The organism is Herbaspirillum sp. RTI4 (assembly GCF_034313965.1).
In the GTDB taxonomy this organism is placed as follows: domain Bacteria; phylum Pseudomonadota; class Gammaproteobacteria; order Burkholderiales; family Burkholderiaceae_D; genus Herbaspirillum.
Window position 1 is genome coordinate 3,474,330 of record NZ_JAVIWQ010000002.1, and the last position, 23,145, is coordinate 3,497,474.

The window sequence follows — 23,145 nt, forward strand, 5'->3', positions numbered from 1 at the left end:
TTAAAACTCTTCCCAAGCCTCCTCGCCAGCCCCAGCGAGGGCTTTAGCTGAAGCAGACGGGTGAGGTTTTACTGCCTCCTTGCGCGGCGCAGGCCGATTCACGGCCGCCTTGACCGGCGCAACGACTTTCCCGCTGACCGGCGAGACTCTGCGCGCAGCAGGCGGCGGCACAGCGCGCTGCCCATCCAGTTTGAAAATACTGACCAGTTGCGCCAGCGTAGCCGCCTGATCCTGCAAAGACTGCGCCGCAGCGGCAGCCTGCTCAACCAGCGCGGCATTTTGTTGCGTCGCCTCGTCCATGTGCGTGATCGCCCGGTTGACTTCTCCGATGCCACCACTTTGCTCCTGACCCGCCGCGCTGATTTCAGCAACAATGTCCGTTACCCGTTTCACGCTGTCGACCACTTCCCCTATCGTTACCCCGGCCTGTTCGACCAGCTTGCTGCCGGTGGCCACTTTATCGACCGAATCGCCAATCAATATCTTGATTTCTCTGGCCGCTGCCGCTGAGCGTTGCGCCAGGCTACGCACTTCACTGGCCACCACCGCAAAGCCGCGTCCCTGCTCGCCGGCGCGGGCCGCTTCCACGGCCGCATTCAGCGCCAGAATATTGGTCTGGAAGGCAATGCCGTCAATCACACTAATGATGTCGACAATCTTGCGCGACGAATCATTGATCGCACTCATCGTGCTGACCACCTGCCCGACCACCTCACCGCCGTCCTTGGCCACCCTGGACGCGGATACCGCCAGCGTGCTGGCCTGCTGGGCGTTCTCCGCATTCTGGCGCACGGTGGAGGTCAGCTCCTCCATCGCCGCCGCGGTTTGTTCCAGCGAACTGGCCTGCGCCTCGGTACGCGAGGACAGGTCCATATTGCCCGTCGCAATTTCTCTGGAAGCAGTCGCTATCATGTCGGTTCCGCTACGCACCTGACCGACAATGCGCAGCAGATTGTCATTCATGATTTTCAGCGCCGCCATCAGCTGCCCGATTTCATCCTTGCCATGGGCAGGGATGACGGTGGTCAGATCGCCTTCCGCGACGCTGCGGGCAATGCCGACCGCGGAATTCAAGGGGCGGGTAATGCCAATCGTCAGATACCACGCGCACAGCACACCGGAAGACACCGCCAACACTCCCAGCAGCAGCATGAGCGTGCGGCTTTGTTCAAACGTGGTGTTGATACCGGCAGCGGTCGCGTTGATGCTGCTTCGCTGCAGCACCAGTAATTCATCCAGAAGACTCAGATACAGCTTGGCGCTGGGCATGAACTTAGTTTCAAGCACTTGCGCGGCCAGCGCCGTATCGCCGGCCTGCTTTGCCGTGCTGATGGCGTCGCGCATCTCGACATAGACTTTGCGATTTACGCCGATTTTGTCAAAGATGACTTTTTCCTGATCGCTTTCCAGCAATTCACTTATTTTTTTTTGTAACTCAGAGGAAACCTTTGAGGAACTGGTATTTTCCTCTGCAAAAAAATTTGCCAGTGAAGGATCGCTGCTTTTGGCAACCGCCAGCGTACGGCGCACACTGGTATGGATGGTCCGGTACCAGTCCGACACCAGCCGCTCTTTGGCCAGCGGCTGCTCCATCATGGCGCTGGTGGCATGGGCGACTGTTTGCAAGCGCCAGATGCCGATGGTGGTGGTGACGATCAGCAAGGAAAGAATGAGGGCAAAGCCCAGACCGAGGCGCTTTCCGATGTTCATGCGGAGAAAAATGTTCAATTTATTCATAATCCATAAAAATTGACAATAAAAAATATAATTGATTTATTTGTTATTCTATAGTTAATTTATTGTGAATAATAAATAAATTTTTTACCTACGCAACTTCCGGTCAACAGACCCTGGCTAAATACTTCCACTTAATTGCGCCATTCGCGGCCCCTCAGTTGCAACCTTCGTTGCGGCCTTCGTTGCTGCCTTCGTTGCCCCCTCAGTTGCCGCCTTAATTGCCTCATTTCTGCCCACCGATGCCTTGCAATCCGCCGGAATTCCTCCCTGCCTTTCGTTTTTGATTAAAATGCACCCACTTTAGGTTTTTTGACGAGTGCAGCCCACCGCCCCTCTGCTGAACCGCCCCCTACTCACTTACACTGGTTTGCATGGCCACCAAAAAAAATTCTCCCTCCGACTATAGCGAAGCCTCCATCCGCGTCCTCAAAGGACTGGAACCCGTCAAGCAGCGTCCCGGGATGTACACCCGCACCGAAAACCCGCTGCACATCATTCAAGAAGTGATCGACAACGCCTCCGACGAAGCGCTGGGCGGGTATGCCGACAACATCATCGTCACCCTCAACGCCGACGGCAGCGTCAGCGTGGAAGATGACGGACGCGGTATTCCGGTCGGCCTGCACCCTGAGGAAAAAGTGCCTACGGTGGAAATCGTTTTCACCCGTCTGCACGCCGGCGGCAAGTTCGACAAGGGCGCCGGCGGCGCCTACGCCTTTTCAGGCGGCTTGCACGGCGTCGGGGTCTCGGTTACCAACGCCCTGTCGCTGCGACTGGAAATCGAAGTCTGGCGCAAGGACGACCACGGCAACGGTGTGCATCGCATGGTCTTTGCCGGCGGCGACGTCATCGAACCATTGCAATCGCGCCCAGCCACCAGAGACGACAAAAAATCCGGCACCCGCGTCACCGTCTGGCCCGATCCGAAATACTTCGATTCGGCACTGATTTCCCAGACCGAACTGCAACGTCTGCTGCGTTCCAAAGCCGTCTTGCTGCCGGGCGTAAAAGTCACACTGGCCAATGCCAAAACCGGCGACAGCCAGACCTGGCAATACGAACAGGGCCTGCGCGGTTATCTGATGGAAGCGCTGGCGCAATCGGCCCATGCCGATCCGCTGATCCCGCTGTTTGAAGGAGAGCAATACGCCGGCCCCGATGCCGACGGTTTCGCCGAAGGCGAAGGCGCGGCCTGGGTCGTCGCCTGGACCGAAGACGGTGCCGTGGTGCGCGAGTCCTACGTCAACCTGATTCCCACCTCCGCTGGCGGCACCCATGAATCGGGTCTGCGCGAAGGTTTGTTCGGCGCGGTGAAAAGCTTCGTCGAAATGCACTCCCTGCTGCCCAAGGGCGTCAAGCTGCTGTCGGAAGATGTGTTTGCCCGCGTCTCCTTCGTACTGTCGGCCAAGGTGCTGGACCCGCAATTTCAGGGCCAGATCAAGGAAAGACTCAATTCGCGCGACGCTGTGCGGCTGGTTTCCAGCTTCACCCGTCCGTCGCTGGAGCTGTGGCTGAACCAGCATGTCGAATACGGCAAAAAGCTAGCCGAACTGGTCATCAAGCAGGCCCAAAGCCGCCTGCGCTCGGCGCAAAAAGTGGAAAAGCGCAAGTCCTCCGGCGTGGCGGTGCTGCCCGGCAAACTGACTGATTGCGAATCGACCGACATCACCCGCAACGAACTGTTTCTGGTCGAGGGCGACTCCGCTGGCGGTTCGGCCAAGATGGGCCGCGACAAGGAATTCCAGGCCATCCTGCCGCTGCGCGGCAAGGTATTGAATTCATGGGAAACCGAACGCGACCGCCTGTTCGCCAACAATGAAATCCACGATATCGCCGTGGCTATCGGCGTCGATCCGCACGGCCACAACGATGCGCCCGACCTGTCCGGCCTGCGCTACGGCAAAATCTGCATTCTGTCGGATGCGGACGTCGATGGTTCGCACATTCAGGTGCTGCTGCTGACGCTGTTCTTCCGCCACTTCCCGAAACTGATCGACACCGGCCACATCTGCATCGCCCGGCCGCCGCTATACCGGGTCGATGCGCCCGCGCGCGGCAAGAAACCGGCGCAAAAGCTGTACGCCCTCGACGATGGCGAACTGAGCGCAATCGAAGACAAGCTGCGCAAGGATGGCCTGAAAGAAAGCGCCTGGAGCATTTCGCGCTTCAAAGGTCTGGGAGAAATGAACGCCGAACAGTTGTGGGAAACCACGATGAATCCCGATACCCGCCGCCTGCTGCCCGTGGCGCTCGGTCATCTGGACCAGCTGGCCTCCGCTGAACGCTTCAACATGCTGATGGGCAAAGGCGAGGCGGCCGCCCGCCGCGCCTGGATCGAAGAGCATGGCAACGAGGCCGAAGCGGATATCTGATGCGTTCAGACCTTTCCCTTGCCGTAAGCAATGCCTCTGCGCTTCTGCGCGGTGGGCGGCTGCCTGCGCGGTCGGGGAAACCGGCGGGAAAGCGGATAGAAGCGCTGCTCGGGGCCTTGCTTGGGGTGTTACTCCTCTCGGCCAGTCCGGCCGCACAGGCAGACATCTACGGCTTCATCGATCCCGATGGCACAGCCCACATGGCCACCGAAAAACTCGACGAGCGCTACCGGCTGTTCTTGCGCGGCAACGCCAGCTTCGATTCAAACACCATGAGCGATGACATGCCGGGCATACGGCAGACGTCGGCCGGCACACCGCTCACGCAATACCTGACGCAACATCCCGGCCTGAAAAAATACGACGCCATGGTCAAGCGCTCGGCCCAGGAATTTTCCATAGAACCGGCGCTGCTCAAAGCGGTCATGGCAGTCGAATCCGGTTTCAATCCGGCAGCGGTATCACCCAAGGGCGCGGTCGGGCTGATGCAAATCATGCCGCAAACCGCTCGCCGCTACGGGCTCCAGGCCGACCGTCGCCACAGCTTTGAACAAAAACTGAGCGATCCGCAAATCAATATCCGCCTCGCCGCGCATTATCTGAGCGACCTGCGACAACTGTTTCCGCAACGGCTGGAGCTGGCGATTGCCTCCTACAATGCCGGCGAAGGCGCTGTGCAAAAATACCGCAACCAGATTCCGCCTTATCCCGAAACCCGCAATTACGTGCAACTGGTGGCGCAGCTTTACCGGCTGTACCAGCCCTTCCCGACGCGCACCGGCGCACAGGCGCACCGGGTACAAATGATTCTCCCGGGTCGGCGTCCCTCCCCTGCGCCCACCCCTTCCCTCGAATGAAAAAGCCATGATCGACCAAGCAAACCTGTTTGAAAGCGCCGCCCCCGAAGGCGAAACGCTGACCCTGTCGACGTTCGCCGAACGCGCCTATCTGGACTACGCCATCTCGGTGGTAAAGGGCCGCGCCCTGCCCGACGTGAGCGACGGTCAGAAACCGGTGCAACGCCGCATCCTGTATGCCATGAACGAACTGGGCCTGAACGCTGCCGCCAAGCCGCGCAAATCGGCAGCGGTCGTCGGCGATGTGCTGGGTAAGCTGCATCCCCACGGCGACCAGTCGGTGTACGACGCGCTGGTGCGCATGGCGCAGGATTTTTCGCTGCGCTATCCCCTGATCGACGGTCAGGGCAATTTCGGTTCACGCGACGGCGACGGCGCAGCGGCCATGCGTTACACCGAAGCGCGTCTGACGCCGATTGCCAGTTTGCTGCTCGATGAAATCGACATGGGCACCGTCGATTTCCAGCCGAATTACGATGGTTCCACCGAAGAGCCGCGGCAATTGCCGTCGCGCCTGCCGTTCGTGCTGCTCAACGGCGCGTCCGGTATCGCTGTCGGTTTGGCGACAGAAATCCCTTCGCATAATCTGCGCGAAGTCGCACATGCTGCGGTGGCGATGATTCGCAAGCCAGACATCAGTCATGCTGAATTGATGCAACTGATTCCCGGCCCCGATTTTCCGGGCGGCGGACAAATCATCACCTCGCCGACCGCAATTGCCGACATGTACGCCGTCGGGCGCGGCAGCCTGAAAGTACGCGCCTGCTGGAAGATAGAAGAGATGGCGCGCGGCCAGTGGCAAGCAGTAGTCACCGAATTACCGCCCGGCGTCTCGTCGCAAAAGGTGCTGGAAGAAATCGAAGAACTGACCAATCCCAAAATCAAGCTGGGTAAAAAATCGCTGCTGCCGGATCAATTGGCGCAAAAACAGGCCTTGCTGGCCATGCTCGACACGGTGCGCGACGAATCCGGCCGCGCCGCGCCGGTGCGTCTGGTTTTCGAGCCAAAATCGAAGAATCAGGACCAGACAGAATTCATGCATTTGCTGCTGGCCCACACTTCGCTGGAAACCGGCTCCTCGATCAATCTGGTGATGATCGGTGGCGATGGTCGTCCGCGTCAGAAGGGGCTGGGCGATATCCTGCGCGAATGGGTGGCCTTCCGTTTTGCCACGCTGACCCGCCGTACCAGTTTCCGGCTCACCAAGGTCGACGAGCGCGTGCACATCCTCGAAGGCCGGATGACGGTATTGCTCAATATCGACGAAGTGATCCGCATCATCCGTGAATCGGATGAACCGAAACCAGCCCTGATTAACGCCTTCCGTCTATCCGACCGTCAGGCCGAAGACATTCTGGAAATCCGCCTGCGCCAACTGGCGCGACTGGAAGCGATCAAGATCGAACAGGAACTGGCCGCCTTGCGCAAGGAAAGGGCGGGTCTGCAAGACCTGCTCGACAATCCGGCCTCCATGAAGCGTCTGATCATCAAGGAAATCGAAGCCGATGAAAAACAGTACGGCGACGATCGCCGCACGCTGATTCAGGAAGCCGAAAAAGCCGTGGTCGAAAACAAGATCGTCGATGAAGCGGTCACCGTCGTCATTTCGCAAAAGGGCTGGGTGCGCTCGCGCGGCGGTCATGGGCACGATGCGGCGCAATTCGGCTTCAAGGCCGGCGATGCGCTGTACGCTGCCTTTGAGTGCCGCTCGGTCGACAATCTGCTGGCTTTCGGCTCCAACGGGCGTATCTATTCCGTGAGCGTGGCAGCGCTGCCCAATGCCCGTGGCGACGGCGTGCCGTTCATCACGCTGGCGGAACTGGCCTCCGGCAGCAGCCTGCTCCATTATTTTGCTGGCCCGTCGGATGTGAATTTGCTGCTGGCCTCCAGCGCCGGCTACGGCTTCACCGCCAAAGTGGGCGACATGCTCAGTCGCGGCAAAAACGGCAAGTCCTTCATGACGCTGGAAGATGGCGATCTGCCGCTGCCACCGCGCCGCATCGTCGCCAATGCCAGCGCCATTGCCTGCTTGTCGGAACACGGTCGCTTGCTGGTTTTTGGTCTGGAGGAAATCAAGACACTGGCGTCGGGTGGACGAGGTGTCACGCTGATGGAACTGGAAAAGGACGAAACCCTGTTAGCGGCGCAACCAATCAGCCAGAAAGGTGTGCTGGTCAGCGGTATGGGACGCGGCGGCAAACCGCAGGAAGTGGCTTTATCGGCCAGCGGCCTGAGCCACCATATCGGCAAGCGCGCACGCAAGGGCAAGGCGCTGGAGTCGAAACTGAAAGCCGCCGCGCTTGAGGCACAGGGCTAAAAGTGACAGCGCACTACAGCGACAGAACGCCTCTTAAGCGACCACGGTGGCGGTCTGCCACTGTCAGCACTATCACCGCCGTCGCCGGGGCGCTGCTCGTCTGCCTGACGCTGGTGAGCTGCACGCCGACCTCGTCGGTGCCGCGCTATACCGACCTGAGCGTCATCGGCTTCAATTACACGCCCTACAATCTGTTCCGCTTCAAGATCACCGACCAATACGGCAACACGCTCAACGGCGGCAACGATCTCATGCCCGGCACCAGCGATATCGGCAACAACTGCTGCCACACGCTGCAAGGCACCGAATTCAATATCGAATATCAGTTATATGACGTCGATGCCGCACTCAAGCAAAACGAGGCAGAAGAGCCGATGACCACCGTCATTCAGCACGCTACCGTGAGCTTGCCTGCCACCAATATCAGCGAAATCGACAAACTGCTGGGCCGTAATGTCTTCGGGGTCTTCTTTTATCCCGATAACTTCGTGCAATTCAAATTCAACAAACACATCGTGGATGCCCCTCGCATCGTTTATGGCGCGATTTATAGCGCTCTGGATATGCGGTATCACGACAAAATCAATCCGGAACAGGAAAACGACGCCACCATTTTCCGCGACACCACCCAAATCGCGGCGGCAGGCTGGAGCAAATACCGGCTGCTCAGAGAGGATGACCTGGAGCAGTACGTGTACTTCGGCATGCTGTTCAATCCGCGTTTCGATGAGCATCCGGTTATGCGGAGACTACTGGAAGATTCGCGCGACAAACCGGGTTATTTTGCGGAAAACAGCAAGGATCTGCCGCCCAATCTGCTCGCCGCGCTCAAGAGTGATTCATTCAGGCATCTGGAACCGCAAGCGCCGCTGGACATCCCGCCTGCGTCACAAGCCGTCACGCCCTGAGAACCTGACAAACGCGCTTGCAAAGAAAACGGCGGCAATGCAATGAGCATGGCCGCCGTTTTTTATTGCCTGCCAACAGGCCCAGCAATTTACATTTTTGCTTTAATCAACTTGCCCAGACGCTCAATACCGGCGCGGATTTTTTCCGGCGGAACCGTAACGAAGCTCAGTCGCAAAGTATTCGTCTGCGGTGAATTGGCATAGAACGGCGCGCCCGGCACGAAAGCCACGAGCTGTTCGACGGCTTCCGCCAGCAATTGCGTGCTGTTGATATGCGCTGGCAACGTGACCCAGGTGAACATGCCGCCTTCCGGTTTGGTCCAGGTAACGCCGGCCGGGAAAAATTCGGTCAGCGCATCCATCATCGCCTGGCATTGACCTGCGTACAGGGTGCGAATGGTCGGGATATGCGTATCGAGGAAACCATCCTTGATCACTTCGTACACCACCATCTGCGTCAGTTGCGCGGTGTGCAGGTCGGCCGCTTGCTTGGCCTGTTCCAGGCGCTGAATCAATGGCAGCGGCGCCACCACATAGCCGAGACGGATGCCCGGTGTGAGCACCTTGGAGAACGAGCCCATGTACACCACGCCGCCCGGATTCATCGACAGCATGGATGGCAGCGTCTTGCCGACATAGCTGAGCGCGCCGTAGGGGTTGTCTTCGATCAGCGGAATGCTGTGGCGGGCGCAGGCCTCGACCAGCGCCACGCGACGATCGAGCGTCATGGTGCGGCCGGTCGGGTTCTGAAAGTTCGGCAGCGCATACAGCAAGCGACCGCCTGCACCCAGAGTGTCGATGCTCTCGGCGTGCAAACCCTGGTCATCGCTAGGGAGCGAAACGAATTCCGGCTCATACAGTGAAAATGCCTGCAAGGCCCCGAGATAGCTCGGCGTTTCGACCAGCACTTTGCTGCCCGGATCGATCAGCACCTTGCCCAGCAGATCCAGTCCCTGCTGCGAACCGGACAGCATCAGCACCTGTTCAGGCAGAATTTTTGCGCCATCAGTGGACAGCGAATCCGCAATCCATGCCCGTAAAGGCGCATAGCCGTCGGTCGGACCGTATTGCAGCGCGACCTTGCCCTGACGCGACAGCACGGCATCGAATGCCTTTTGCATTTGCTCGACCGGGAAGGTTTCAGGTGAAGGCAAGCCACCGGCGAAGGAAGTGATTTCCGGACGCATCGTGATTTTCAGAATTTCGCGGATGGCCGAGCTTTGCAGACGGCTGGTACGCTGGGCGAACTGCCATGTCATGGGGTGCGGATTATCATTTTTCATAGGAATGCCAAAAAAAGCTGCCACTCAGGGCAATCGGACGGGAATCCGGCGCTGCTCACAGCACCAGATCAATCAGGAGATCAAACCAGTTCGGCGATCAATTCAATTTCGACACAAGCGCCCATAGGAAGCTGCGCGACGCCGAAAGCGGAACGGGCATGCTTGCCCTGTTCGCCGAAGACTTCGTTAAACAGCTCGGAAGCGCCGTTAGTGACCAGATGCTGCTCGGTAAAATCGCCGGTCGAATTGACCAGACTCATCAGTTTGACGATGCGCTTGACGCGGCTGAGATCGCCATCGCAAGCGGCCTGTAGCGTCGTCAGAAGATCAATGGCGATACCGCGCGCCGCCAGTTTGCCTTCTTCGGTGGAAATATTCTTGCCGAACTGCCCTTCCCAAACCTTGCCGTCTTTTTTAGCCAGATGCCCGGACAAGAACACGGTCTTGCCGGCCTGAGCAGACATCACATAAGCCGCCGCTGGCGCAGCCGCCATAGGCAATTCGATTTGCAAGGCTTTCAGTTTTTCATAAACAGACATAGACACCCCAATCACGATCATGGAAATACGATTAAAACAATTACAACACCACTCGCTTGCAGCCCGGTCGACAGAACAGAATCCAACATGCTACCCGCTTAAGCCCCTGATTATCGCAAATATGCACCTCCAGCGATACCGTACCCTCTATTGTGACATTCCGGGCCAATCGGCGCTGACGGCGCTCAGGCCAGACGACGCACTGCGGTACGCCGTCCCAGCATCACGACCGAGATCACCAGCAAAGCGAACAGAAAGTGCGACATCTGCCATTTTTCCCCGACAATCACGGCCGCGCCGATCAGCGTCATGAACGGCTGTAACAACTGCATCTGCCCGACACGGGCAATGCCGCCCAGCGCCAGCCCCTTGTACCAAAAGAAGAAGCCGATGAACATCGAAAACAGCGATACATAGGCAAATCCCAGCCAGGCCTGCGGCGAGGCACGCACGCCATACGTCCAGCCCAACCACAGCGTCACAGGAAGCAGCACCGGCAGCGACAGCACCAGCGCCCAGCAAATCACTTGCTGGCCACCCATGGTTTGCGACAGACGCCCACCCTCGGCATATCCCATCGCCGCTGCCAGCACCGCCGCAAACAAGGCCAGATCCGCCTCCTGCAAACCGCCGCCGCCCTGCATCAGCGCAAAGACGATCACAATGCCGCTCCCCGCCACCGCCGCCAGCCAGAATCCGTTGGAAGGCCGCTCACCAAAGCGCAAAGCGCCGAACAATGCCGTCGCCAGCGGCAAAATACCCAGCACGACCGCGCCATGCGCCGCCGGCACCTGCCGCATCGCCATCGAACTCAGCAAAGGAAAACCAACCACCACGCCCAGCGCCGTAATCGCCAGCGCGCGCCATTGTTGTCCCACGGGACGGGGGGCTTTGCGATAACGTAACAGGACGATAGCGAAACAACCCGCCACAACCGCACGACCGAAAGCCACCAGCGCCGGGTGCAGATCGGCAACGGCAAGCCGGGTGAACGGCAGCGTCAGGCTGAAAATCGCCACGCCGGCCAGTCCCAGCCACATCCCTTTTGATTCGTTCTCCATTCCCATTCCCTTTTTTATGAGAATGATATTAAACGGCAAACCCAGTACAGTACCTGTACAATTTAGCAGATACACTGACTCACTGTTACGGCTCAATGACCATGCCACTTCCACAAATTTCAACTCTTGGCTCCCCCTCCACCCTGCTCTCGCGTGATAGCGGTGTGTCGCTGGTAGAGCAAATCGTGCATGCGATACAACTGCGCATCGACGACAAGATGCTGCGTACCGGTGCGCGTCTGCCATCGATACGGGAGTTCGCGCTCCAGCACAAGGTCTCGCGCTTTACCGTGGTCGAAGCCTATGAACGGCTGGTCGCCACCGGATTTCTCGATTCGCGTCGCGGCGCAGGATTTTTTGTAAGGGAGCGCGCCTCACTGGTGGCCAAGAGTCCCGGTCACAGCGGCGCGGCGGAGCCGCAGCAAATGGATGTCGCCTGGCTGATCCGCAACATATTCCGCCAGATGCCTGCGCAAAAAGTTCCGGGCTCAGGACTGCTCCCGTCCGACTGGATGGACGGCGCGCTGATCGCCAACGGTTTGCGCGCCCTCAGCCGGGGCAATCAGAACCAGTTGCTCAGCAATGGCACTCCGGAGGGCTTTCTTCCCTTACGCCAGCAATTGCAAACCAAGCTGGCCGATATCGATATCGCCGCAGAGCCGGGACAAATCCTGCTGACCTCCGGCGTGACGCAAGGACTGGATTTGATCGCACGGCATTTTCTGCAACCCGGAGACGTGGTTTTCGTGGACGATCCGGCCTGGTTTCTGATGTTCGGCTCCTTCGCCACCCTCGGCGCCAAAGTGATCGGCATCCCGCGCCTGCAAGACGGCCCGGATATCGAGCAGCTGGCCGCACTGGCGGCGCTGCACAAGCCAAAACTATTCGTCATCAACTCCATCCTGCACAATCCCAGCTCCACCTCTCTTTCCGCCGCCAAGGCGTTTCAGGTGCTACGTCTGGCGCAGGAACATGATTTTTACATCGTCGAAGATGATATTTACTGCGACATGCATCCGGGCGCAGGCGTGCAGGCGGTCACCCGGATCGCTGCCCTGGATCAGTTGCAACGGGTGATTTACCTGAGCAGTTTCTCTAAAATTCTGTCGTATAGCCTGCGCGTGGGTTTTATCGCTGCCGCACCGGAATTAATCCGCCTTCTGACCGACCGCAAGATGCTCAGCACCCTCACTTCGCCCGAGCTAGGCGAGCGTCTGGTGCATAAAATTCTCTCTGAAGGACACTATCGCAAGCATGTGGACCGTCTGCGGCAACGGCTGGACGGCGTGCGCGAACGCACCGTGCGCCATCTCGAACGCATAGGTCTGCGCATCGATATCGCCCCGGTCGCCGGCATGTTCGTCTGGGCTGACGCCGGCTGCGACACCAATGTCCTGACGGAAAAAGCGATGGCCGAAGGTTATCTGCTGGCGCCGGGCAGCCTGTTTTCTCCGGGGCAACTGCCCTCCTCCCGCATGCGACTGAACGTGGCGGCAATGGAAGAGCCGGGCATCTGGCGTTTTTTGCAGCGCGAGATGGATCAGCGGCAGTAAAAATGACCTGCGCAAATGGCCTACGAATGGCCTACGAATGGCTTACGAATGAGCCGAGAATGGCCTGCGCGGCCTGTCCCTTCAACGCCCCGCTTGAAATTACCCTGCCCGGCCCCATTTTTCATACAATGCGCGTCGGGACTGATGTGCCGCTTGCCTTCCCGCCACTTCGGCAGGAGCGACAAATGGCCATCCACGACGTCATATCTTCCAAGACCACATCTTCATTTAACGAGGTAAAACAACATGGCCGCATCCGAAAAGCAAACCCTGGGATTCCAGGCGGAAGTCAAACAACTGTTGCAGTTGATGATTCACTCGCTGTATTCCAACAAAGAAATTTTCCTGCGCGAACTGGTTTCCAACGCCTCTGACGCCGCAGACAAATTGCGCTTCGAAGCAATCAACAACGATGCCTTGTTCGAAGGCGATGCCGAACTCAAAATAAAAATTACCTTCGACAAGACCGCCCGCACCATCACCATTTCTGACAACGGCATCGGCATGAACCGCGACGATGCGGTATCCCATCTGGGCACCATCGCCAAATCCGGCACCAAGGAATTTTTCTCGCGGCTGTCGGGCGACCAGCAAAAAGATGCCGCTCTCATCGGCCAGTTCGGTGTCGGCTTCTACTCCGCCTTCATCGTCGCCGATAGAATCACCGTGGAAAGCCGCCGCGCCGGCATGCCTGCCGCAGAAGGCGTGCGCTGGGAATCCGAAGGCGCAGGCGACTTCACTATCGAAGCCATCGACAAGGCAGGTCGCGGCACCGATGTCATCCTGCATCTGCGCGCCGACGAAGATGAGTTCCTTTCCGACTGGAAACTGAAATCCATCGTGCGCAAGTACTCCGACCATATCTCGCTGCCTATCCTGATGCAGAAAGAAGAATGGGACGAAGAGAAAAAAGAATCCGTCGTCACTGAAGAATTCGAAACGGTCAATCAGGCCAGCGCCTTGTGGGCGCGCAGCAAATCCGACATTACGCCAGAGCAATACGAAGAGTTCTACAAGCACGTTTCTCACGACTTCCAGGCACCGCTGACCTACACGCACAACCGCGTCGAAGGCCGCAGCGAATACACACAACTGCTGTACGTGCCGGAGCATGCCCCGTTCGACCTGTGGGATCGCAACAAGCGCGGCGGACTCAAGCTCTACGTCAAGCGCGTCTTCATCATGGACGATGCGGAACAACTGATGCCGGTGTATCTGCGCTTCGTCAAGGGCGTGATCGACTCGGCCGACCTGCCGCTGAATGTCTCCCGCGAAATTCTGCAAGAGTCGCGCGACGTCAAAGCCATCCGCGAAGGTTCCACCAAGCGCGTGCTGAGTCTGCTGGAAGAACTGGCCAATAACGACGAGCAAACAGAAAAAGACAAGTACGCCGCTTTCTGGAAAGAATTCGGACAGCTGCTCAAGGAAGGCATAGGCGAAGACGCGGCCAACAAGGATCGCATCGCCAAGCTGCTGCGCTTCGCATCGACCCATAACGAGGGCGATGCGCAAACCACTTCGCTGGCCGACTACGTGGCGCGGATGAAGGAAGGCCAGACCAAGATTTATTACGTCACCGGCGAAAATTATCAGGCGGCAAAAAACAGCCCGCATCTGGAAATTTTCCGTAAAAAAGGCGTGGAAGTATTGCTGCTGACCGATCGCGTCGATGAATGGATGCTGTCCTTCCTGCAGGATTTCGAAGGCAAGGAATTAGCTTCGGTCGCCAAGGGTGGACTCGATCTCGGCCAGCTGGAAAACGAGGAAGAGAAAAAACAGCACGAAGAAACCGAGACCCAATACAAGGATCTGGTCGAAAAAATGAAAGCCGTGCTGGGCGATGAAGCCAAGGACGTGCGCGTCAGTTTCCGCCTGACCGACTCCCCGGCCTGCCTCGTTGCGGACGAACACGAATTGTCAGGCAATCTGGTGCGCATGTTAAAAGCGGCCGGACAGAGTGCGCCGGAATCGAAACCCATCCTGGAAATCAATCCCGACCATCCTCTAGTGCAACGTCTGAAATACGAAGACGCCAAGTTCGACGACTGGACCCACATCCTGTTCGATCAGGCTTTGCTGGCCGAAGGCGGCGCATTAACGGACCCTTCAGGTTTCGTTAAGCGACTCAATGCTATGCTGTTAGGCATGACTGGAAAATAAGAGTCGCAATCAGTTAAAACGCGTCTCAGGTAATCCAGGTAAGTAACTTCTATTACCTGCTACCTTATTAAATAAAACGGCAGCCAGCGATGGCTGCCGTTTTGCTTTATCTCCTGCACTTTTAGGACTGACGCGCAAAGCCAATTGGCTTTTGCGTCAATCCTAAGCTCGTACCTCGCACCTCGCACCTCGCATCACCAGAATCACCTCGTCTCTGGATTGCGAACCACTCACCCTATTTCAGCAAAGAACGGCAGCAACGGCCATTTCCGTCGCTGCCCGCATTCCATCAACGACTTCTCAGAAAATCGATCAGAGGTCGCTCTTGGCTATCACTTTCGGAGCTCGCTCTCCGACGTAACTCTCAGACGTAACTATTACGCCGTGAAGGAATCAACAATGGAACAGTGGCTCGATGTAAATACGTTTCTGGGATTAGCCGCCAACGAATGGTGGCGGGCAATCGCGGCGACCGTTGTCAGCTATATTTTTATAGTGTCTCTGGCGAAATTCCTTATCGCACGGCTAGAAATTCTGGCAGCCAGAACCGTGACGCGATTGGACGACATGCTCGTTGAAGTGCTCAAACATACGCATCGATTCGTCATCGCGTTCGCTGCGCTGCTCATAGGTTCCGAGTTTTTAAGCATGACCGGAAAATGGGAAATTCGCATCAGCCATTTATGGTTCATCGTCATCGCTGTTCAGATCGCGCTTTGGATCAACCGCGGCTTATCCATCTGGACGACGGAACGACTACAAGGACAGAGCGCCACCTCCCACAGTCCCATCATTACGACCATGATGGCATGGATATTTCGGGCCTTACTCTGGTCGGTTCTGATTCTCGCCATGCTCTCCAATGTGGGTGTCAATATCACCGCCTTTGTTGCCAGTCTGGGCGTAGGCGGTGTCGCCGTGGCACTGGCCCTGCAAAGCATCCTGAGCGATCTCTTTGCCTCGGCCGCCATCGGGCTCGACAAACCTTTCGAGATCGGCGACTTCATTGTCTTTGGCGATATTGCCGGCAACATCGAACACATTGGATTAAAGACGACCCGCATCCGCAGTCTCAGCGGCGAACAAATCGTTTGCAGTAATACGGAGCTGCTCAAAAATACGATTCACAATTACAAGCGCATGAGCGAGCGACGTATTTTGTTCGGCTTTGGCATCACTTATGAGGCCTCTCCCGAGCAGGTGCGACAAGTGCCGGCGATCGTAAAAAATGCCATCGAATCCGCCGGCACGACGCGTTTCGACCGGGCGCACATGAAAGGCTTTGGTGAGAGCGCGTTGCAATTTGAGGCGGTTTATTACGTGACCAATCCAGATTACAACCTGTATATGGATATCCAGCAAAGCATCAACCTCGAACTGATGACCGAGCTTGCCGCGAATGGCATCCACTTCGCACGCCCCACCCGCACTCTGCACATCGTATCGTCGGGAGAGGTATCGGACAAACTGTCTGAGGAAAATTAAGCAGGCACGAGACATGCCACCGCTCGATTACCGATCACCTCCTCAATGCGTCACCCGTGTTACGCCGCCCGACGACAACAATCGCACCCGCTCACCGACTTTGAAATTCTCATCCGCATCCTGCGTGATAGCACGCAGCTCGCCGCTTTCAAGACGGACGGTAATTTCAATTCCGGCGCGCCGGTTAAAGCGATCGCCGATCTGATTGCCGAGTACGCCACCCGCCAGCGCACCGACCACACCCGCAGCCAGCGCTCCACGCCCTTGCCCGATAGCCGAACTTGCCGCCAGACCACCGAGCGCAGCACCGCCAACGGTGCCGACATCGGTGCTACTGCCGCCCTTGTCGATACTCACATTGCGCACCGACTCCACGACCGCCATGCGCACGTTCTGTTCGCTCTGCGCGCGTCCGGTGCGATAAACACTGGCCGAATCCGATGGCACGGCGCAACCGGTCAGCGCCGTGATAGCAACGACCGCCACGATTACTTTTTTCATCTGCGCTCCTGAAGATAAAATGTTGATAGGCAATTAACGAATTTCCCGATTCTGAGAAAAACTGCACATCATTGCCCGTTCAATATTTAAAAAACAGAGGACTAGAATGATTTTTATCGATTTTAATTTTCATATTTCATTGGCATCACCCATCAGATGACGCACGTAGACGCAACAACAGCACAACGAAAACGCAGCTTCGCCCCGGTCGTTAACGAGCAGGTGCGGACATTGATACTCGGCAGTTTGCCAGGCGAACGTTCGCTGGCGCAAAGCGAGTATTACGCCCATCCGCAAAACAAATTCTGGAAATTGTTATCCGTCATCATCGATACCGATCTGACCGCATTGGCGTATGCAGACAAGCTGCAAACCCTGCTCGCACACGGTATCGGTTTATGGGATGTGGTGGCCGAAGCGCAACGCCAAGGCAGTCTGGACAGCCACATCCGGCATCATGTGGGGAATGAACTGACGGGCTTGATCCGCACTTTGCCGCGGCTAAAAACGATTGCGTTCAATGGCGGCACGGCAGAAAAATTAGGAATAAAAGCGCTGCAAGAAGATGCCCTGCACTACCGGATAGTGCGACTGCCATCAAGCAGTCCGGCACACACCCTGGCCTATGCGCTCAAACTGGAACAATGGCAGCGCTTGCTGAACGAGAAAAGGAAAGAAACCGAAAACGAACAAGAAAAATAAACCGCGCAGATCAACAATGTCGAAGACGGTTAACTACAGTACAGATGAAGGTGACAGGAATTGCTCCCGCGCCATTTTGTATTCGCTTTTCAAACGACGCACGATATCGGCAGCCGGCAAAATATCGTGGATATTGCCCGCACCCTGACCACAGCCCCAAATATCTTTCCACTTCTTGGGCTTGGTAAAGTTCACGTCTGCCGGTTCATAAGCGGGCAACAAATCAGGATCCAGACCAGCGGCGCGAATACTCGGCTTCAGATAATTGCCACTCACACCTGAAAAACACGGCGTCAACAGAATATCTGCTGCCGAGGCATCCACCACCATTTGCTTGTACGCCGGTGCCGCCGATGCTTCCGTCGAAGCAATGAAACGCGTCCCCATGTAAGCCAATTGGCAACCCAGCGCCTGCGCCGCCAAAATCCCGGCGCCACTGGTGATCGATCCGGCCAGCACCAGCAAGCCATCATAAAATGCCCGCACTTCCGCAACCAATGCAAACGGACTTAACGTACCGCTGTGTCCGCCAGCGCCGGCGCACACCAGAATCAAGCCGTCCACCCCCGCTGCCAGCGCTTTTTTGGCATGTCTTACCGTCGTGACATCATGCAGCACGATGCCGCCGTAAGCATGCACGCGCTCAACGACCATGTCAGGACTATGCAGCGAAGTAATGATGATGGGCACACGATGCCGGATGCACGTCTCCAGATCGTCCTGCAAGCGCGGATTGGATTGATGCACGATCAAATTCACCGCATACGGCGCAATCACACGTACCGGATCAGCGGCGCGACACGCAGCCAATCCCTGCTCTATTTCTGTCAGCCACGCATCCAATACCTCTTGCGGCCTGGCATTCAATGCCGGAAACGAGCCGACAATGCCCGCACAACATTGCGCCACCACCAGGGCCGGAGTGGAAACAAGAAACATCGGTGAAGCAATCACCGGCAATGCCAGCTTCTGCGGCAAGGTACACATTTGCGTCATGGTTTTTCCAAGGTTTGAGAGGGAGATTGCTGACAAGCGGCGATCCGATAAGTCAAAAAGTACCGCTGCGATAGGGCATCGCTGGATCGCTGATTCGCTGATCCGCATCTTCAGCCGACACTGTTTTACTACTCAGATTCCGACATCCGCATTTCCCGCTTCAGGCAGCCGCCGCCTGGTTTTGTTCAGCCGCACCGCTGTTGGTCAGTACCAGCGCATCGCACTCGCCCTCCTGCACGACAATACCGTTTTGATTAATCAAGCGAAACAGGCGTCCGAGTTTTCCGCTGCGACCGCTCTTGCCCGGCTCTACCGAAGTAATGCGCAATTGCAGATGAATCGTGTCGCCAATCAGCAGCGGCGCAAGAAAATTCCAGTTCTTAAAACCCAGCATGGCAATAATCGATTTTTCAAAAATACCCAGTTCATGCAGCATCCCGGTACTGATGGCGATGCCGAATACACCGTGCACAACACGTTCGCCATAGCGCGTCTTTTTGGCAAATTCCACGTTGCTATGAATGGGGTTCCAGTCACCTGAAATCATGGAAAAAAAAGTCAGATCGGCTTCGGTGATCGTTCTGCCGCTGCTTTCAAACAATTGATCAACTGCAAAATCTTCAAGGAAATAAGAGGCCATGTTTTATTCTCCGAATAAGGACTAAATGAAACCTTCAGACACCCGCAGCCAGCCGCTGGACTGCCATGTCGCGCAACTTCGCACGTTGAATTTTGGTGCCATTGGAACTTTGTGTCGTCGGAAATTCATCAATGGTCCAGATATGCGCCGGCACCTTGAACGCCGCGAGCGTGGTCGCCGTCGCCGCAATCATCTCCTGCTCATTCAATTGATACCCCGGCATCGCGATTGCAAATGCCACCGCCCTTAACTGACGCGCAATATCCACCGCCACCACCTGCACATCGACCACTCCCGGCATGGTTTTCAGCGCATCCTCGATTTCCATCGGACTCACCAGATATCCTCCCAGCCGCATCGCATCGCCCTGTCGGGTCTGATAAACAAAGCTGCCATCTTCACGCAAATAACCCACATCTCCGGTACGGAAAAATCCCTCCGTATCAATCGCCTTGTCAGTAGCATCCTGATTATTCAGATACCCGATGAAATTACTGGACGAACGGATTTCAATCGCCCCACTTTGACCCTGCGGCAAAATGGCACCGGAATCGATATCACGAATACGGATTTGCACATCCTTGCCCGCCGGCATACCACCACCGTCAATCCGGTCGGAGATCGGCAAATGATGCTGCTGCAATGAAAACAGCGCCTGCACCTCACTCGAGCCATACAAGCCGGTCATCGGGATACGTCGATCCCAGGCCTCGCGCCCGAAGTCCACCATACCGGGATGGAAAGTGGAAAAACCAAATACCCGCGCAGATGGAAATGGATCATGTCCGTCCACGTTCTCGATAATGCGGCGGAACATTTCATCACTACCGAACACATGCGTAAGCTGATGGCGATTGATCAGTTGCGCAGCAGCAGGACCGGCAAAGGTATCCATCAACACAATCGGCTTACCGGCAGCAAAGGCCGCCAGCGCGGAATTAAAACCAAACACGCCACCGAACGGCAAGGCCGCCAGCAAGCGCACACCGGGCGCCTCGAAACCGTAAGCGTGAGCGACATGCTGGCTATGCCAGGCCAGCGTTCGCTGCGGATGCATCACCAGTTTGGGACCACTGGTCGTGCCGGAGGTCGTAAACAAAATACTGAGCGCATCGGCTGCGTCAGATACCGGTGCAGTCGCCGCCGCCGCAGTCGCCATATCGAAAACAACCGTCGGTTTGCCGAGAATATCGGCCGGTTGCGAAGCATCGCCATTGACCACCGCCACGCAGGTAAGGCTGGCTGCCGCCGCATGACTGACATCACGCAACACCGCCGGAAAATCAATCTTGCGGAAATTCAGTTGCAGCACCAGCATCTTCGGTTTGGAGCGCTCCAAAATGTATTCCACCTCGTGCGACCGGTAACGCGTATTAACCGTCATCATCGCCGCACCAAGATGCGCCAGCCCGAAATACAAAGCCATCCATTCGATGCGATTGACCAACCACACCGCCACGATATCTCCGGCGCCGATGTCTTTCGATTTCAGCCACGCAGCACTGCTACATACCATGGCATCGAATTCACGATAAGTGATGTCCCGGCCATCGTCGATGAAAGCGACAGCATCGCCACGCTGCGCCACATTGCGCGCCAACAGTTGCGGCATGCTCGATAAAATTGACATATCAGTACAGCTCCATAAGTTTGGCGTTGTCGTTCAACTCTTCCGGCAAAGCCTCACGAATGATGACTCCGGATTTCATCACAACAACACGGTCAGATATCTTTAGTGCTTCCTTGACGTTCTGTTCCACCAGCAAAATGGCCATGCCGGAATCCTTCTGTAACTGACGTATCGGTTGCAGCAAATCCTGAAACAGTTTCGGCGCCAGACCGATCGACGGCTCATCCATCAACAGGCAACGCGGACGACTCAGCAAAGCCCGTCCAATCGACACCATCTGTTGCTGGCCACCCGACAAGGTCCCGGCGCGACGATGATAAAACTCACCCAATGCAGGCAACACCGTCATCACCCATGCCAAGCGATCAGCCCGTTCTTCGCTTGCCACGCCGGCAGACCACAAGCCCAGCGCCATGGTCTCGGCCACGGTCAGTCCGGGAAAGATTCCCCGTCCTTCCGGCACCAATGAAATACCGGCAGCGGTAAGCAAACGCGGTTCCAGCGTCGTCAGCGGCTGATCATCCAGCAACACTTCACCGCGCTGCCGCCTGACCAGGCCGAACAAAGTTTTAAGCAAGGTCGATTTACCCGCGCCGTTATGCCCGATCAAGCACAACACTTCAGCCGGACGCAGTTCAAAATCGAAATCCGACAACACCGGCCTGCCGCCATAGCCGACTTCCAGACCGCGTGTTTTCAATACGGTAGTTGCAGTGGGGTTCATGCGGCTTGCTCTCCGAAATAAATCGCCGCCAGATGCGGGTCCTTCAATACGGTGGCGGGATCGCCGTCGGCCAGCAGTTTTCCCTGATCGAGGAAAGCAATCCGATCTGAAATGCCGATCACAATGTCAAGGTTATGTTCGATAATGCACACCGTCACGCCTTGCTTGACTTCGGTGCGCAGCAATTCCAGAAAAAGTTCATACGAACCGCGATCAAGTCCCGATGCCGGCTCATCCAACAACCATATCTTGGCGTCCGTCGCCATGATGCGCGCCATGCTCAGGAATTTTCGCTCTGCATAGGCCAGATCAATCGCGCGAGTTTTCGCCTTATCCGACAGTCGTGTGCGCTCCAGAATATGTTGCACTTTCTCCCGTCGCACCTTGCGTGCGGCACTGCCGCCCGGTTGCCAGAGCCATGAACTCGACTCCATGACAGTCAGCACATTTTCTTCTACCGTCATGTGATTGAACAAACGCAAATCCTGAAACGTGCGAGCGATGCCGAGTCGGCCAATCTGATAATGCGATTTGCCGACAATCGATTTTCCATTCCACAAAATCTCACCCGATTCCGGCACCAGATGGCCGGTAATCAGATTGAACAAAGTGGTCTTTCCCGCACCATTCGGCCCGACCAATGTGGTGACGATACCGGCGCGCAAATCGAGCGAGACATTATTCGTGACCTTGAGTCCGCCAAAATTTTTATTAAGATTGCTGATCCGCAGCAACACTGACTTTTGATCGGGATCATGGCTTGGTACTGAGTTATTTTCAAAAGACTGGTCGCGCATCATGCTTGGCTCCTTTTGCCGGACCCGACAATCCCGCCCGGACGATAGATCATCAACAACACCATCACCACGCCATAAGCGATTTGCTGAATCGCACCAATTTCTGTTTGCGGCAGAAACGACATATAACTAAACAGGCTCGGCAATAGCATCAGCAGCACGGCACCAACAATCGGCCCCAGCAAAGTCCCTGTGCCGCCGATAATCACCATCGCCATCAACAGCACCGAGGTATCGAGCATGAAACTTTCGACATTGATGAACCCCAGATAAAACGCATACAAAGTTCCTGCGACCGCTGCCAGAGCAGAAGAAACAACGACAGACAAAGTTTTAATAGCGGCGACGTTTTTACCGAAAGCGTGGGCGGCCGACTCGCTGTCGCGTATTGCCTTCAGATTGCGGCCGAAGCTGGAGCGCAGCAAGGCGCTGGTGATCAGCAGTACCGGAATCAGGCAGGCCAGTGCGAGCAAAAAGAATTGCGTCGGATCGGTGACGGCATAACCGAACAGCTCCACCGGCGGAATACCGATGACTCCGCCCAGACCGCCGGTCACCGACTTCCATTCCGAAAACACCGTCACCCCCAGCACTTGCAAGCCGAGAGATGCCGCAACGAAATATTCACCGCGCACGCGCAATGCCGGCAAAGCCAGCACCAATGACAGCAAACCCGCCACCACCATCGCCACCGGCATTGCCAGAAAAAGCGAAGCGCTGTAATGCGTCGCGAAAAACGCCGCCGTATAAGCACCGACCCCAAAGAAAATGGCATGCGATAAGGAGAATATCCCGGCATAGCCCATGATGAAATTCAAGGTGATCGCCAATACTGCATTGATGCAGATCAGCGTCGCCAGATTGAGTAAATATGCAAGCATGA

19 protein-coding genes are annotated in these 23,145 nt (G+C 56.6%); 8 read left to right on the forward strand and 11 right to left on the reverse strand.

Going from position 1 to position 23,145, the window contains the following annotated elements:
* Nucleotides 1-1,728, reverse strand: a complete 1,728-nt coding sequence (locus tag RGU70_RS15540; RefSeq protein WP_416186533.1) for a methyl-accepting chemotaxis protein — start codon at nt 1,726-1,728, stop codon at nt 1-3.
* Nucleotides 1,729-2,108: 380 nt separating this feature from the next.
* Here RGU70_RS15540 and RGU70_RS15545 point away from each other — a divergent pair, with 380 nt between their 5' ends.
* Genes RGU70_RS15545 through RGU70_RS15560 form a run of 4 tightly spaced genes read left to right on the forward strand, consistent with a single transcriptional unit; the run spans nt 2,109 to nt 8,191 of the window.
* Nucleotides 2,109-4,109 (forward strand): DNA topoisomerase IV subunit B, encoded by a 2,001-nt coding sequence (locus RGU70_RS15545; protein ID WP_322210296.1) that lies wholly within the window; start codon nt 2,109-2,111, stop codon nt 4,107-4,109.
* Complete coding sequence (locus tag RGU70_RS15550; protein WP_322210297.1) at nt 4,109-4,966, forward strand: lytic transglycosylase domain-containing protein; 858 nt, start codon at nt 4,109-4,111, stop codon at nt 4,964-4,966. The genes RGU70_RS15545 and RGU70_RS15550 overlap by 1 nt, the downstream gene beginning before the upstream one ends.
* A 7-nt stretch (nt 4,967-4,973) precedes the next feature.
* The gene (gene parC / locus RGU70_RS15555; protein ID WP_322210298.1) at nt 4,974-7,283 is read left to right on the forward strand and encodes a DNA topoisomerase IV subunit A; all 2,310 of its coding nucleotides are present in this window, start codon (nt 4,974-4,976) and stop codon (nt 7,281-7,283) included.
* A 2-nt stretch (nt 7,284-7,285) separates the two neighbouring features.
* Nucleotides 7,286-8,191, forward strand: a complete 906-nt coding sequence (locus RGU70_RS15560; protein WP_322210299.1) for a hypothetical protein — start codon at nt 7,286-7,288, stop codon at nt 8,189-8,191.
* An 89-nt stretch (nt 8,192-8,280) separates the two neighbouring features.
* Here RGU70_RS15560 and RGU70_RS15565 read toward each other — a convergent pair whose 3' ends face one another.
* The 3 genes from RGU70_RS15565 to RGU70_RS15575 form a co-directional block, all read right to left on the reverse strand.
* Nucleotides 8,281-9,474 (reverse strand): PLP-dependent aminotransferase family protein, encoded by a 1,194-nt coding sequence (locus tag RGU70_RS15565; RefSeq protein ID WP_322210300.1) that lies wholly within the window; start codon nt 9,472-9,474, stop codon nt 8,281-8,283.
* Nucleotides 9,475-9,554: 80 nt separating this feature from the next.
* Nucleotides 9,555-10,013, reverse strand: a complete 459-nt coding sequence (locus RGU70_RS15570) for a RidA family protein (RefSeq protein ID WP_322210301.1) — start codon at nt 10,011-10,013, stop codon at nt 9,555-9,557.
* A gap of 185 nt (nt 10,014-10,198) precedes the next feature.
* Nucleotides 10,199-11,074 (reverse strand): DMT family transporter, encoded by an 876-nt coding sequence (locus tag RGU70_RS15575; protein ID WP_322210302.1) that lies wholly within the window; start codon nt 11,072-11,074, stop codon nt 10,199-10,201.
* A 95-nt stretch (nt 11,075-11,169) separates the two neighbouring features.
* Between RGU70_RS15575 and RGU70_RS15580 the strand changes: the two genes are divergently transcribed.
* From RGU70_RS15580 to RGU70_RS15590, 3 genes are all read left to right on the forward strand, one after another.
* Nucleotides 11,170-12,627, forward strand: a complete 1,458-nt coding sequence (locus tag RGU70_RS15580; RefSeq protein ID WP_322210303.1) for a PLP-dependent aminotransferase family protein — start codon at nt 11,170-11,172, stop codon at nt 12,625-12,627.
* A gap of 246 nt (nt 12,628-12,873) precedes the next feature.
* On the forward strand, nt 12,874-14,787 hold the full coding sequence (gene htpG, locus RGU70_RS15585; protein WP_322210304.1) for a molecular chaperone HtpG: 1,914 nt from the start codon (nt 12,874-12,876) through the stop codon (nt 14,785-14,787).
* A gap of 399 nt (nt 14,788-15,186) precedes the next feature.
* Nucleotides 15,187-16,272, forward strand: coding sequence for a mechanosensitive ion channel family protein (locus tag RGU70_RS15590; protein WP_322210305.1), 1,086 nt, complete (start codon nt 15,187-15,189; stop codon nt 16,270-16,272).
* Nucleotides 16,273-16,314: 42 nt separating this feature from the next.
* Here the strand turns inward: RGU70_RS15590 and RGU70_RS15595 are convergent, their stop codons facing one another.
* Nucleotides 16,315-16,773, reverse strand: a complete 459-nt coding sequence (locus tag RGU70_RS15595; protein WP_322210306.1) for a glycine zipper 2TM domain-containing protein — start codon at nt 16,771-16,773, stop codon at nt 16,315-16,317.
* Nucleotides 16,774-16,929: 156 nt separating this feature from the next.
* On the opposite strand from RGU70_RS15595, the gene RGU70_RS15600 reads away from it, so the two are divergent.
* Nucleotides 16,930-17,475, forward strand: coding sequence for a DNA-deoxyinosine glycosylase (locus RGU70_RS15600; protein ID WP_322210307.1), 546 nt, complete (start codon nt 16,930-16,932; stop codon nt 17,473-17,475).
* 33 nt (nt 17,476-17,508) lie between these two features.
* On the opposite strand, the gene RGU70_RS15605 is transcribed toward RGU70_RS15600, so the two are convergent.
* The 6 genes from RGU70_RS15605 to RGU70_RS15630 all read right to left on the reverse strand — a co-directional run bounded on the left by RGU70_RS15605 (nt 17,509) and on the right by RGU70_RS15630 (nt 23,143).
* Entirely contained in the window at nt 17,509-18,471 is a 963-nt protein-coding gene (locus tag RGU70_RS15605; RefSeq protein WP_322210308.1) for a nitronate monooxygenase family protein, read from the reverse strand.
* A gap of 160 nt (nt 18,472-18,631) precedes the next feature.
* A complete protein-coding gene (locus tag RGU70_RS15610; protein WP_322210309.1) occupies nt 18,632-19,111 on the reverse strand; it encodes a MaoC/PaaZ C-terminal domain-containing protein in 480 nt (159 codons plus the stop codon).
* A gap of 34 nt (nt 19,112-19,145) precedes the next feature.
* On the reverse strand, nt 19,146-20,741 hold the full coding sequence (locus RGU70_RS15615; protein ID WP_322210310.1) for an AMP-binding protein: 1,596 nt from the start codon (nt 20,739-20,741) through the stop codon (nt 19,146-19,148).
* A gap of 1 nt (nt 20,742) precedes the next feature.
* A complete protein-coding gene (locus RGU70_RS15620) occupies nt 20,743-21,465 on the reverse strand; it encodes an ABC transporter ATP-binding protein (RefSeq protein ID WP_322210311.1) in 723 nt (240 codons plus the stop codon).
* The gene (locus RGU70_RS15625) at nt 21,462-22,265 is read right to left on the reverse strand and encodes an ABC transporter ATP-binding protein (RefSeq protein WP_322210312.1); all 804 of its coding nucleotides are present in this window, start codon (nt 22,263-22,265) and stop codon (nt 21,462-21,464) included. Before RGU70_RS15625 ends, RGU70_RS15620 begins: the two co-directional genes overlap by 4 nt.
* Nucleotides 22,262-23,143 carry a branched-chain amino acid ABC transporter permease gene (locus tag RGU70_RS15630; RefSeq protein WP_322210313.1) on the reverse strand — a complete coding sequence of 294 codons (882 nt, stop codon included), beginning with the start codon at nt 23,141-23,143 and terminating at the stop codon, nt 22,262-22,264. The genes RGU70_RS15625 and RGU70_RS15630 overlap by 4 nt, the downstream gene beginning before the upstream one ends.
* Nucleotides 23,144-23,145 lie beyond the last annotated feature (2 nt).